A 12,871-nucleotide genomic window follows, 5' to 3' on the forward strand; every position below is an offset into this window, starting at 1 on the left:
GGGTGTGCGGCGTGCGGCGTGCGGCGTGCGGCGTGCGGCGTGCGGCGTGCGGCCCAGGGTCGGACGCGCGGCGCGGGCCTCTGACGTACGGGTATGACACTCGCCATGCCCCGGGCGGGGATTGCCTCCGCGGCACGATCTGCCCCGTTCGGCTCACCCCCTGGGTTCAGGTCCGGGGTGACCCTGCGGTCTGCCTGGCCCGGACCCCTCGGGCGTGCCTTCTCGGGCCAGCCCCCTCGGGCCGGTCGGCCCGTTCCGACGGCTTCCCTGCTGTGGCTTCCCGAGGCTTCCCGTGACAGCCGTGGCTTCCTACGACAGCGGAAAAGAAGCCGGGCTCCGGCGCCGGGGGGGGTGGCGCCGGAGCCCGGCTCTCGGAGAGTCCCGGCGCTGGGGGGAGAGCGTCGGGACTCGGCTTCGGAGGGCTTCGGTGAAGTCCGGGGTCCTGCGGTGAAGTCCTGTTCAGGGCCGTGACAGGACTTCGAGTGGTGACGGCGTACAGCGGCACAGGTGCACTTCGGTGTGTCGTGTGCCCCCGACTCCCTCGAACTCCGGGTCCCGGGCCTGGCGGCTCCGGGCCCGGTGAAGTCGTGGCCCGGAAGTCTTGTGCCCCGGGAACGGGGAGTTGAAGCGGCGTAGTACGGCCAAGTAGCGGCACAGTACGGCCAAGATGTGGCCGACGTAGGGGTGGTACGCCGGACCAAGCCCCGTGGCGGCCCCAGGGGTTGGGCCGTACGGGGCCTTGGTCCGTACCGGGCCGGATCGTCCGTACCTGACCCTCGAACGGGTCAGGCGACCGCGTCGAAACCGGTGTCGCGGGCGAGCTTCTTCAGCTCGAGCAGGGCGTGCTTCTCGATCTGGCGGATCCGCTCACGGGTGAGCCCGTGTTCCTTGCCGACCTCGGTGAGGGTGCGCTCGCGGCCGTCCTCGATGCCGTACCGCATCTTGATGATGGACGCGGTGCGCTGGTCGAGGCGTCCGATGAGGTCGTCCAGCTCCTCGCTGCGCAGCAGCGTGAGCACGGACTGCTCGGGAGAGACCGCGGAGGTGTCCTCCAGCAGGTCACCGAACTGGGTGTCGCCGTCGTCGTCCACCGACATGTTCAGCGAGACCGGGTCGCGGGCCCAGTCGAGGACGTCGATGACACGGTCCGCGTTGGAACCGAGCTCGGTGGCGATCTCCCGGGGCTCGGGGTCGCGCCCGTGCTCGCGGTTGAACTCGCGCTGCACGCGGCGGATCCGGCCCAGCTCCTCGACGAGGTGGACGGGCAGCCGGATGGTGCGCGACTGGTCCGCTATCGAACGGGTGATGGCCTGACGGATCCACCAGGTGGCGTACGTCGAGAACTTGAAGCCCTTGCGGTAGTCGAACTTCTCGACCGCGCGGACCAGGCCGGCGTTGCCCTCCTGGATGAGATCGAGCAGGGGGAGGCCACTGCGCGGATAGCGCCGGGCGACGGCCACGACAAGGCGCAGGTTCGACCGTATGAAGATGTCCTTGGCCCGCTCGCTGTCGGCGACGAGGGCTTCGAGCTCCTCGCGGGTGGCGTCCGCCTTGGGCTCCTCGGCGCCGTCGAGGATCTGCTGCGCGAACACACCCGCCTCGATCATCTGGGACAGCTCGACTTCCTTGGCGGCGTCGAGCAGCGGTGTACGCGCGATCTCGTCGAGGTACATGCCGACCAGGTCGCGGTCGGCGATCTCGCCGCCAGAGGCGCGAACGCTGCGAGCCGCGTCGGTCCGGCCGGCGGACGAACGACGAGCGGCGACGGCACGGGTTGCCATGCGTGCTCCCTTGCGATGGTGGGCTGGCAGGGTCGTATCGGGTCCTGCACGGGTCTTGATGCGGCCGCTCGGACACTCTCCCGAGTGCCCTGCTTCCGAAGGAAACAACGACTGGAATCAGGACAGAATTCCCAACCCGTCCCACTATTTTTCTGATCTTGCAGTACCCTGTGCCGCCACAGGGGGAGGCGAGATGTCCGGGGAGTCCGTAGAGGTGCAGGTCAGACCAGGAGTCGAGACCGACCTCGCCGCCCTCACCGACATCTACAACCACTACGTCCGTGAGACGCCCATCACATTCGATACCGCTGTCTTCACTCCGGAAGAGCGCCGCCCTTGGCTCCTCTCCCACCCTGAAGACGGCCCGCACCGCCTGATGGTTGCCACGTCCACGGACTCACAGCGGATTCTCGGGTACGCCACGAGCAGCGCGTTTCGCGTGAAACCGGCGTACGACACCTCCGTGGAGGTGTCGGTGTACCTCGCCCCGGACGCGGGCGGCCGGGGCGTGGGCACGCTGCTGTACAAGGCCTTGTTCGAGGCGCTCGCCGACGAGGACGTCCATCGCGCCTATGCCGGGATCGCCCAGCCGAACGAGGCGTCGACACGGTTGCACGAGCGGTTCGGGTTCCGGTACGTCGGCACGTATCGGGAGGTCGGGCGGAAGTTCGGGCGGTACTGGGATGTGGCCTGGTACGAGAAGGGGCTGTGACTCCCGGTCGGAGGCCCGGGCCTCCGACCGGCCGAACCCACTGCATGGCCGAACTCACTGCCCGGCCGAACCCACTGCCCAGCCGAACCCACTGCCCAGCCGAACTCACTGCCCGGCCGACAGGGCCTCCCGCATGACCTTCGCGGAGGCGGTGGGGTCGTAGTTCTCCGGCACCCCTTCGACCAGGATGATGTCGCCCTCGACATGCCGTGACCGCAGCGGGGCGATCTCCTGGTACGCGGGTGAGTCCCACCAGCTCCGCGCCTCGGCGATCCCGGGGAAGCCGATCACCACGACGGCTCCGGGCCAGCTCCCCTCCTTCACCTCGTGCTGGGCGAAGTGCACGAGGAAGCGGCCGCCGTACGGCTCGAAGGTGGCGGGGATGCGCTCGATGTACTCGGCGATCTCCGGGTGCGGGGCGGCGTCCCTCAGGTGGGCTATGGCGTAGGCGGGCATGGTGTCCTTCCGGTCGGACTGTCGGGCGGCCTGGCGGTCGGGCTCCGTACGCCGACGAGCCTGACAGCCGGACGGGCCGGGGTCGATGACCTGACAGGTAAACGACCCCGGCCCGCAGGCCCGTGAGAACCGACCCGCCCCGTCGCCGGGGCCGCCGTCGGAAGCGACTAGCCGAACTGCACCGAGCGCTTCGCCAGCCCCAACCAGAAGCCGTCGATCACCGACCGCTGGGCGTCCAGTTCACCGGAGGCCTCGGCCGCGCCCATCGTGACGAAGAGGGGGGCGAAGTGCTCCGTGCGGGGGTGGGCGAGCTGCCCGGCCGGGGACTTGTGGAGGAAGTCGAGGAGGCCGTCCCAGTCCCGGGATTCGAGGGCCCGGTGGCCCCAGTCGTCGAACTCGGCGGACCAGGTGGGGACGCCGGCCTGGCGGAGGGCGGCCAGGTTGTGGGTGAAGAATCCGGAGCCGATGATCAGCACGCCCTCGTCCCGGAGGGGGGCGAGCTTGCGGCCGACGTCCATGAGCTTCACCGGGTCGAGCGTCGGCATGGAGATCTGCAGGACCGGGATGTCGGCGTCGGGGTACATCTCCACCAGGGGGACGTACGCACCGTGGTCGAGGCCCCGGTCCGGGATGTCCTGGACGGGGATGCCGGGGGCCTGGAGCAGCTTGCGGACCGAGGCCGCCAGCTCGGGGGCGCCCGGGGCCCCGTACTGGACCTTGTAGTAGTGCTCGGGGAAGCCCCAGAAGTCGTAGACCAGGGGGACGGGGGCGACGGCGCCGAGGGCGAGAGGAGCCTCCTCCCAGTGGGCGGAGACCATGAGGATCGCCTTGGGGCGGGGCAGGGTCGCGGACCAGGCGGCGAGCTCGGCGGGCCAGATCGGGTCGTCGGCGAGCGGTGGGGCCCCGTGACTCAGGTACAGGGCGGGCATGCGCTCGGCGGTGGCGGCGGACATAGGGGTGACTCCCTCAACACGCGCGACGCACACGACACACGCGCCTCGGCGGGCCCGGTGGTCGCTTTCTGTCTCCTTGGTTTCGCCTGGCACTCCAGGCTCTTGAGACTCCCCCCAACTCCCCAGTAGTTGAAGTCTCAATATTTCTCGTTTCACCTTACATCTCTATAGTTCAAATTTCAAGAAGGAGCCTCGTACAGTGGAGGCATGAAGGATGCATCCGCTGAGGAAGAACCCCGCTGGCTCACCGACGAGGAACAACACACCTGGCTCGCCTATGTGCACGCCACAACCCTGCTCGAGGACCATCTCGACCGCCAGTTGCAGCGCGACGCGGGCATGCCGCACCTCTACTACCACCTGCTCGTGGTGCTGTCCGCGGCGCCGGAGCGGCGGCTGCGGATGACCGAGCTGGCGATGCAGACGAAGATCACACGGTCGCGGCTGTCGCACGCCGTGTCCCGGCTGGAGAAGAACGGGTGGGTGCGGCGCGAGGACTGTCCGTCCGACAAGCGGGGGCAGTTCACCGTACTGACGGACGACGGGTCCGAGATGCTCTCGAAGAGCGCGCCGGGGCATGTGGCCGCGGTGCGACAGGCGCTGTTCGACCGGTTGTCGGCGGAACAGCGCAAAGCCCTCGGCGAGATCATGGCGGTCATCGCGGAGGGCCTGCAGCCGTCTGAGGCGGGTGCGGATCTGCCCTGGCTGCGGTAGGGGCCTTTCCGTCACGGAGATGTGCGGGTGGGCGGGGTTATCGCGCAGTCGCCGCGCGATTCCAGCGCGTTCCCACGCGGTTCCCGCGCAGTTCCGGCGCCCCTGGAGGGGAGGGGCAGGGGCTTCACCCCTCGCCCACCCCTCCCCTCCAGGGCCCTTCTCAGTGGGCGATCACCGGAACCTTGATCTCGTCCGCCGCGTCCTCGCCCGCTCCGGCCGTTGCCGTCATGTCCGGCTTGCCGGTGGTGATGAGGGTGAAGGCGATGGCGGCGGAGGCCACGAGGATGGCCACCGCGAACCAGATGGCGTTGGTGTAGCCGTTGACCATGCCCTGGAGCTGGACCAGCTGGGCGGCCGGCTTCGAGGTGGCCGCGCTCATGTGGTCCTCGATGTAGGACGTGGTCGCGGAGGCGGCGATCGTGTTCAGGAGAGCCGTACCGATGGCACCGCCGACCTGCTGCGAGGTGTTGACCATGGCGGAGGCCACGCCCGCGTCACGCGGTTCGACACCGTACGTCGCGAGGGACATCGCCGGCATGAACGCCGTACCCATACCGAGGCCGAGCAGCAGCTGGGCCGGCAGGAGCAGACCGGCGTACGAGGAGTCGACCTCCATCTGGGTCAGCAGGAGCATGCCGAGGCCGGCGACCAGGAAGCCGGGGGCCATCAGCAGGCGCGGCGGGACCCGGGTCATGAGGCGGGTGCCGATCTGGGTCGAGCCGGTGATCATGCCCACGATCATGGGCAGGAAGGCGAAACCGGTCTTGACCGGCGAGTACCCCTTCACGATCTGCAGGTAGTAGGTCAGGAAGAGGAACAGGCCGAACATCGCGATGATCGCGAGGCCGAGGGAGAGATAGACACCACCGCGGTTGCGCTCGACGATCACGCGCAGCGGCAGCAGCGGGGCCTTGACCTTGGACTCGACGAACACGAAGGCCGCGAGAAGCACCGCCGAGGCGATGAACAGGGTGATCGTCATCGAGTCGCCCCAGCCGTCGGACTCGGCCCGCGTGAAGCCGTAGACCAGAGAGACCAGGCCCAGGGTGGACAGGATCACGCCGGGGATGTCGAGCGGGGAGCGGTTGCGGCCGCCCGCGGGCTCACGGATGACGAAGTACGCGCCGACCGCCGCGATCACCGCGAACGGGATGTTGACGAAGAAGGTCCAGCGCCAGTCCAGGTACTCGGTGAGGAAGCCGCCGAGGATCAGGCCCACGGCGCCGCCGCCACCGGCGATCGCGCCGTAGATGCCGAAGGCCTTGGCGCGCTCCTTGGCGTCGGTGAACATCACGGCGAGGAGGGAGAGCGCGGCGGGCGCGAGCAGTGCGCCGAAGGCGCCCTGGAGCGCGCGGGCGCCCAGCATCATGGCCTCACCGGTGGCGGCGCCGCCCAGCGCGGAGGCGCCGGCGAAGCCGATCAGACCGGTGACGAAGGTGCGCTTGCGGCCCCACAGGTCGGAGATACGGCCGCCGAAGAGGAGCAGACCGCCGAAGGCCAGCGCGTACGCGGTGATGACCCACTGGCGGTTGCCGTCCGATATCCCCAGGTCCTGCTGGGCGGACGGAAGGGCGATGTTCACGATGGTCGCGTCGAGCACGACCATCAGCTGGGCGAGGGCGATGAAGACGAGCGCTTTCCAGCGGTTCGCATGAGCGTCGTTGCGCGGATCGTCCACCGATCCGGCGGCGTTGCGGACTGTTTCGGACATGGGGATACCCACTTCGGGACTTCGTGACGGAAAAATCGGTATCGGGTGGTGAAAAGGGCGTCGAGAGGTGGCGGCTTGTCTGCGGTCTGTCGTCGTCGACAGTGGTGAGATCGGGCGATCGGTGCGATCGATGCGATCGGTGGGATCGGGCGATCGGCGGGATCCGTGCGATCGAGCGATCGGCGGGATCCGTGGGATCGGTGCGATCGGCGGGATCCGTGGGATCGGTGCGATCGGACGTCAGGTCAGGTTCGGGCCGGACCGGGTCGGGGTCTGGTCAGGACAGTGGGGCCAGGTGGGTGGGGCCAGGTCGGGTGGGGCCAAGCCAGTGGCCAGGTCAGGTGGGTCAGGTCGAATCAGGTGGGTCAGGACGGGCAGGGCCTCCGTAGGTCCTCCACGGTGATGGGGGCACCGGGCAGTTCGGAGAGGGCCGGGGCACGCAGGCCGTCCAGGAACAGTTGCAGGTGGCGGTGGAGGAAACGGTCGGCACCCGCGCACTGGGTGCCGGCCGGGGGCCTGCTGAGCTGGCTGACGGCGATCATCAGGTCGCCGACGCCCACGTCGGAGCGGAGCTGCCCGGCGTCCCGGGCGCGCTTCATGATCCCCTCGACCTGCTCCTCCAGACGCTCCCGCGCCGCCTCCAGGTCGGGGTGGTGCTTGTCGAACGCGCTCTGGATCATCGGGCAGAGCGCGCTGATCCGTTCGTCGGCCGAGGTGTGCACGAAGCGCGAGAGCGCCTCGAACGCGTCACCGGTCTCGGTGAGCGCGGCCTCGGCCGCGAGGGCCGTACGGTCCATGACCGAGCAGACGACCTCACGGACCAGCGCGTCGCGGTCCGGGAAGTTGCGGTACAGCGTGGCGTTGCCGACGCCGGCCCGGCGGGCGACCTCGTCGAGCGGCACCTCGGGGCCGAACTCGACGAACATCTCCCGTGCGGCGCTGACGATCCGCTCCCGGTTGCGCAGGGCGTCGGCCCGAGGGCGGGGCACCTTGCGACGTACGGCGGTGGCGGTGGCGGTCTCCACGACGTACTCCTCTTCCCTGATCCAGTGGTGTGGGGGGCGCCCGGTGGCTATCCGGGGATGGAGTCCCCGTTTCGCTCGGACACATGGCTAAACGGGGAAATGATCCCCGGTTATTTCCGCCACCGAAGACTTTTCCTGTGACCTGGATCACACATTGATGGTCCTTGCTTTCCTTGCTCCGATGCCCACGTTCGGCTCTTCCAGCGCGCGCCCGCGCACCCCTCGACCCAGGGTGATCGAGAGGGTGCAGCCCCGTCCCCGGGCGGCTGCCGTGGAGCGAAGGGCGCGTGCATGCAGCAGCCGTTCCGCAGACGTGGGATACCCGCGCGCCGGATACGTCCGCGCCGCGTCGTCGCGCTCGCCTCCGTCACCGCCCTCACGCTCGCGGTCAGCACCTCCGCCGGCACCGGGCACCTGATGGCGAAGGAGGCGACGACGGCCGCGGGGGCCACGGCCCTGGCCCGCGGTTCGGCGCTCGACCCCTGCATGATCCGCGGTCCGCTCGGCACTCAGATGTCCGAGGGCATACCGACCCCGCCCGGCTACGCCCGCTCCACCGGCACGGTACGCGCGCTCAACCTGATGATCGACTTCTCCGACGCGCCCGGCGAGGGCAGTGCGATGGACCGATTCGCGGAGTTCGCCCCGCAGACCCAGAAGTGGTTCAGGACCAGCAGTTACGGCCGTATCGACTACCGCCCCGAGGCCCCGCTCACCGAGTGGCTGCGGATGCCGAAGTCCTTCCGCTCGTACGGCATAGAGCGCGGCGCCCCCTTCGATCCCGGCTACCGCCGGCTGGTCCAGGACATGGTGCGGGCCGCCGATCCGCTGGTGGATTTCCGGTCGTACGACCTGATCAACGTCCTCGTCACCCCGAACGCGGGCCCCTCCGCCCTCGACACCGTCCTGTCGGTGACCTTCGCCGGCAACCGGGAGGCGCCGGTCGCGGACGGTGTGCCGGTCGCCAACGCGTCCTTCGTCTACAGCCGCCAGGACGACGGCTCGGGCTCGTATGGGGAGACCGGGTACCGGGTCCTCCCCCACGAGAACGGCCATGTCTTCGGGCTGCCCGACCTCTACACCCATGAGGGTGGGGGCGCGGTCGGGCACTGGGACATCATGAGCGAGGACTGGGGCGTCGAGAACGATCTGCTGGGCTGGCACAAGTGGAAGCTCGGATGGCTCGACGAGACGCAGGTCGGCTGCGTGGCCGCCGTCGGCACGGCCGAGTACACGCTGACCCCGCTCCCCGTCGCCGGCGGCGCGAAGCTGGTCGTCGTCCCGCTCGGCTCCCGAGCGGCGTACGTCGCCGAGCTGCGCACGCGGGCGGGCAACGACGCGGCGGTGTGCCGGCCGGGTGTGCTCGTCTACCGGGTCGACGCGACCGTCGACACCGGGAACGGGCCCATCAAGGTCCATGACTCCCGTCGGGACAGCGGGGGGTGCACCCGCAGCCCCAACGTCCACGCGGAGCTGTCCGACGCGCCGTTCGTCCCCGGTGAGACCTTCAAGGACGTGCGGACGGGGGTGGAGATCGCCGTGGCGGGGGCGGATGTCGGGGGGAACCATCGGGTGGTGGTGAGTCGACGGTGACGGTGGGGGTGGAGGACTGGGTGGGGGTGGAGGACAGGGCGGGGGTGGAGGACAGGGCGGGCTGGAGAACGGGGCGGGCTGGAGAACGGGGGGCGCTGGAGAACGGGGGGCGCTGGAGACAGGGCGGGCTAGGTGTCTGGGGTATGTCGGTCGGGTGCGGGTCCGGTGGGGCTTCTCGCGCAGTTCCCCGCGCCCCTGAGAAGCAGGGGCTGCGCCCCATGCTTCTCGCCTCCAGCCCCGTCGCCCCGCCAGACCACACACACGAGCTACTGGGCGCCCGGCGCGGCGGCGCGGCAGGACCGCATTACCGTGACCCCATGCTCCCGAACGCCCCGCGCGCGGTCCCCGCGCCCGCCGAAGCCGTCGCACCCCTGATGCGGGGGATCACCGTGCTGCGTCGGCTCACCGAGGCGGACGGGGCGCTGAGTCCGAGCGAGCTGGAGCGGGCCACCGGTCTCGCGCGCTCCACGGTCGACCGGATCACGGCGACGCTGGCCCGCATGGGCTACGTACGGCTGGACGGCCGCGACGCGGTCCTCGCCCCCCGCCTGATGGAGCTGGGCAACGCCTATCTGGCCGCCATCCGTCTCCCCCGCCTCCTCGACGCCCACGCGGACGCCCTCGCCGACGAGTTGGACGAGTCGGTGTCCCTGGCGGTCCGCGACCGGGACGGCGTCCGCTTCATCCACCAGGCGACCCGCCGCCGCGCGATGTCCCTCAGCTTCCGCATCGGCGACCTCCTCCCCGCCGAACGCACCGCACCCGGCCCCCTGTTCGCCACCGAGTGGGAGCCGGCGGACTGGGCCCGGTGGCACGCCCGCCGCGCGGCCGACCCGGAGGGCCACGGCTTCCCGGCGGTGCCTCCGCGCAGCGGCGCGTACGACGACTTCGAGGACCGTACGGCCCGGGCGGGCGCCCAAGGGTGGGCACTGGACGACCAGTTGATCGAGCCGGGGCTGGTGGCGGTGTCCGTACCCGTGCGGGATCCGCGTACGGGGCGGGTCGTGTGTGTGGCGAACGTCGTCAGCCATACGAGCCGGCACACGGCGGAGTCCCTGCGTTCGGAGCTGCTGCCGCGGTTGCGGGCGGCCGTGGGGGCGATGGAACGAGAGCTGCGGGAGCCCGCGGTGGCGGCCGCCTCGCCGCGGGTCGGCGCCTCGGGCCCCTCCGGTCCTATGGGTCGCCCGTCCGGTCTCGCCGCCTGGACCGGCGCGTCCAAGCAGGAACTGGGCCGGGAGTTCATCGAGTCGCTCGCCCGGGGGCTCACCGTGATCACCTCGTTCGGCGAGGGGCGGGCCACACTGACCCTCACCGAGGTCGCCCAGGCCACCGGGCTCGCTCGGGCGACGGCCCGGCGCGCGCTGATCACCCTCGAACACCTCGGGTACGTCGAGGCGTACGACCGTGTCTTCCGCCTCACGCCCCGGGTGCTGGGCCTGGGCTTCCCACCCCTGTCGATGCTGCCCCTCCCCCGGATCGCCGCACCGCATCTGGCGGAACTCTCCGCGCGGGTCCACGACTCGGCGTCCCTCGCGATCCTCACCGGGGGCGGGGACGAGGTGCAGTACACGGCGCGGGTCGCCACGAGCCGCATCATGAGCGTCAACATCACCCTCGGCACACGGCTGCCGGCATACGCGACCTCGCTCGGCCGCGTCATGCTCGCCGACCTGCTCCCGGAGGTCTCCCTGCCGGAACGTTCTGCCCGACTGACCCCGCACACGGTCACCGACCGACGCGAACTGCTGGCCGTCCTGGAGCGCGTGCGGGGCGCCGGATACGCCCTCGTCGACGGGGAGTTGGAGGAGGGCCTGCGGTCCGTCGCCGTGCCGGTGCGGGAGCGGGGCGGGCGTGTCGTCGCCGCGGTGAATGTCGCCATGCACAGCAGTCGGCGGTCGGTCGAGGAGTGCGTGACGGAGGTACTGCCCGAGCTGCGGGACGCGGTGGGGCGGATAGAAGGGGAGCTGGCGGTGGCGGGGATGTTCCGCCGCGTCCCGGAAGTCTGACGGAAGGCCGTCGGATGTCCGACGGATGTCCGACGGGGAGGCCGTTCTGAAGCCCACCCCGAAGCCCGACGCGAAGCCCACCCCGAAGCCCACCCCGAAGCCCGCCTCGAAGCCCGACCTGCGGTGCGAACACCGTACGCTGGTCGCGTCAACCGTACGCAGGCAGAGGAGAGGCGCTCCCATGGCACCCGAGAAGCCGGTCAGGAAGCAGGAGGGGTTCCAGTCCGTGTGGACCCGGCCCCGGACCGGGCGGGAGCAGCCCGCGCTGAGCCGGGAGCACATCGTGGCCGAGGCGCTGCGCCTGCTCGACGAGGAGGGCATCGACGCGCTGAGCATGCGCAAGCTCGGCGGCCGGCTGGGCGCCGGCGCGACCTCGCTCTACCGCCATGTCGCCAACAAGGACGAGCTGCTGGAGCTGGCGGTCGACGAGATCTACGGCGAGATCGAGGTCCAGGCCTCCCCGAACCTGGCGAACTGGCGTCAGGACACGGCTAGTTGTGCCCACAGCCTGCGCGCCACGATCCTGCGCCACCCGTGGCTGGCCTCCGTGCTCGGCGAGCTGGGCATGTCCTACCTCGGCCCGAACTGGATGCGGACCTCCGAAGCCATGCTGAAGCTGCTGACCACCGCCGGGTTCCCGGCCGACGAGGCCGACCGGGCGCTCTCGACGCTCGTCGCGTACGTCACCGGCACGGCCACCAGCGAGGCCGCCTGGCTCAACGTCCTCGCCCGCAGCGGTCAGGACGAGCGGACCATGGTCGAACGGCTGTGGCCGGCCGCCGAGGAGGCCGCCCAGGACTTCCCGCTGCTGCGCGAGGGCTACGCCGAACAGCGCGGAGCGGATCCGCGGGCGGCCCGGGAGGAGGGGTTCCAGTACGGGCTCGACCGCGTGTTGGACGGGCTGGAGACGCGGCTGAAGTGACGGGACGGGCTGGAGACGCGGCCGACGTGACGGGACTGGCCCGAGACGCGGCCGACGTGAGATGACGTCAACCGGGCCGCGTCTCCAACCCCCTTCAGGAGCTCACCCGTTGACGCCCGTGTACTTGCTCAGGCTCCAGTTCCACAGCAGCCGCGACAGGACGAAGGCGAGGAGGCCGATGAAGGGTGAGGCCACCGCCAGCGCCTCCGGTACACCCATCGCGTCGCCGTGGCCGGTCAGTACCCCGGCCGGGAAGTACGCGATGAAGGCGAGCGGTACGACGAAGGTGAACGCGGCGGAGGCAGCCTTCGGGAGGATGCTGAGGGGATAGCTGCCGAAGGTCCCCATCAACTCCTCCAGCCACTGGCTCCAGTACGAGGTGGCCGGGAAGTGGAACGCGGCGGCGGCCAGGGCCGTGAAGAGCGCGGCTTCGACCAGCATGCCGCCGAGGACACCCGCCACCACGTACGCGATCCGACCCGCCGTCCAGTCGAGGGAGCTGCGCTGCAGGGCGGCGACGAACAGCCCGGCCGCGACGACCAGGTCACCGAGGGCGTTGACCGGGAAGAAGGTCAGCTGGACCTGACGGTAGACCGGCATCGGGCGGATCAGACAGGGGTCGACGACTCCTTCCTGGACGAGGACGTTCATGTACTGGACCCGGCCGAGGAACAGCACGTACAGCCCGTGGGCGAGCATGCGCATACTGGCGATGAGCAGCACGTCGGAGCTGGACCAGCCACCGAGGCCGGGGAACCGGGTGAGCAGGACGGAGGCGAAGACGACGATCGAGACCTGCCAGATCGCCCCGACGGAGACGTTCATCAGGAACTCGCCCCGGTATTCCAGCCGGGCCTTGAAGTTGAGCTTGGTGATCCGCCAGACGACGCGCCAGGCGTGCGCGGGCCCGTGCGGAGCGGTTCCGTGCGGAGCGGGCCCGTGCGGAGCGGTTCCGTGTCGTACGTCTCGTACGTCGGTCCCTTGTGTGGTCGTCATGG

The 12,871-nt window shown here is 70.3% G+C and carries 11 protein-coding genes; 5 read left to right on the forward strand and 6 right to left on the reverse strand.

Annotated elements, in window-relative coordinates:
• Positions 1–785: 785 nt before the first annotated feature.
• The gene (locus AWZ10_RS32725) at positions 786–1,781 is read right to left on the reverse strand and encodes a sigma-70 family RNA polymerase sigma factor (RefSeq protein WP_046704880.1); all 996 of its coding nucleotides are present in this window, start codon (positions 1,779–1,781) and stop codon (positions 786–788) included.
• A 193-nt stretch (positions 1,782–1,974) separates the two neighbouring features.
• On the opposite strand from AWZ10_RS32725, the gene AWZ10_RS32730 reads away from it, so the two are divergent.
• Complete coding sequence (locus AWZ10_RS32730) at positions 1,975–2,493, forward strand: GNAT family N-acetyltransferase (RefSeq protein WP_046704881.1); 519 nt, start codon at positions 1,975–1,977, stop codon at positions 2,491–2,493.
• A 105-nt stretch (positions 2,494–2,598) separates the two neighbouring features.
• Here AWZ10_RS32730 and AWZ10_RS32735 read toward each other — a convergent pair whose 3' ends face one another.
• Entirely contained in the window at positions 2,599–2,949 is a 351-nt protein-coding gene (locus AWZ10_RS32735; RefSeq protein WP_046704882.1) for a DUF1330 domain-containing protein, read from the reverse strand.
• 167 nt (positions 2,950–3,116) lie between these two features.
• On the reverse strand, positions 3,117–3,902 hold the full coding sequence (locus AWZ10_RS32740) for a dioxygenase family protein (protein WP_060892790.1): 786 nt from the start codon (positions 3,900–3,902) through the stop codon (positions 3,117–3,119).
• A 207-nt stretch (positions 3,903–4,109) separates the two neighbouring features.
• On the opposite strand from AWZ10_RS32740, the gene AWZ10_RS32745 reads away from it, so the two are divergent.
• A complete protein-coding gene (locus tag AWZ10_RS32745; protein ID WP_046704884.1) occupies positions 4,110–4,616 on the forward strand; it encodes a MarR family winged helix-turn-helix transcriptional regulator in 507 nt (168 codons plus the stop codon).
• A gap of 160 nt (positions 4,617–4,776) precedes the next feature.
• On the opposite strand, the gene AWZ10_RS32750 is transcribed toward AWZ10_RS32745, so the two are convergent.
• Together AWZ10_RS32750 and AWZ10_RS32755 are read right to left on the reverse strand one after the other, a co-directional pair.
• Positions 4,777–6,327 (reverse strand): MFS transporter, encoded by a 1,551-nt coding sequence (locus AWZ10_RS32750; protein ID WP_060892791.1) that lies wholly within the window; start codon positions 6,325–6,327, stop codon positions 4,777–4,779.
• A gap of 365 nt (positions 6,328–6,692) precedes the next feature.
• Positions 6,693–7,352 (reverse strand): TetR/AcrR family transcriptional regulator, encoded by a 660-nt coding sequence (locus tag AWZ10_RS32755; protein ID WP_078935340.1) that lies wholly within the window; start codon positions 7,350–7,352, stop codon positions 6,693–6,695.
• A 291-nt stretch (positions 7,353–7,643) separates the two neighbouring features.
• On the opposite strand from AWZ10_RS32755, the gene AWZ10_RS32760 reads away from it, so the two are divergent.
• The 3 genes from AWZ10_RS32760 (at position 7,644) to AWZ10_RS32770 (ending at position 11,873) form a co-directional block, all read left to right on the forward strand.
• Positions 7,644–8,945 carry a M6 family metalloprotease domain-containing protein gene (locus AWZ10_RS32760; RefSeq protein ID WP_060892792.1) on the forward strand — a complete coding sequence of 434 codons (1,302 nt, stop codon included), beginning with the start codon at positions 7,644–7,646 and terminating at the stop codon, positions 8,943–8,945.
• Positions 8,946–9,262: 317 nt separating this feature from the next.
• Complete coding sequence (locus AWZ10_RS32765; RefSeq protein WP_060892793.1) at positions 9,263–10,951, forward strand: IclR family transcriptional regulator domain-containing protein; 1,689 nt, start codon at positions 9,263–9,265, stop codon at positions 10,949–10,951.
• Positions 10,952–11,132: 181 nt separating this feature from the next.
• Positions 11,133–11,873, forward strand: coding sequence for a TetR/AcrR family transcriptional regulator (locus tag AWZ10_RS32770; protein WP_046704791.1), 741 nt, complete (start codon positions 11,133–11,135; stop codon positions 11,871–11,873).
• A gap of 102 nt (positions 11,874–11,975) precedes the next feature.
• On the opposite strand, the gene AWZ10_RS32775 is transcribed toward AWZ10_RS32770, so the two are convergent.
• The gene (locus AWZ10_RS32775; protein ID WP_234361162.1) at positions 11,976–12,869 is read right to left on the reverse strand and encodes an ABC transporter permease; all 894 of its coding nucleotides are present in this window, start codon (positions 12,867–12,869) and stop codon (positions 11,976–11,978) included.
• Positions 12,870–12,871 lie beyond the last annotated feature (2 nt).

The sequence above is a fragment of the Streptomyces europaeiscabiei genome (assembly GCF_001550375.1).
Lineage (GTDB): Bacteria > Actinomycetota > Actinomycetes > Streptomycetales > Streptomycetaceae > Streptomyces > Streptomyces europaeiscabiei.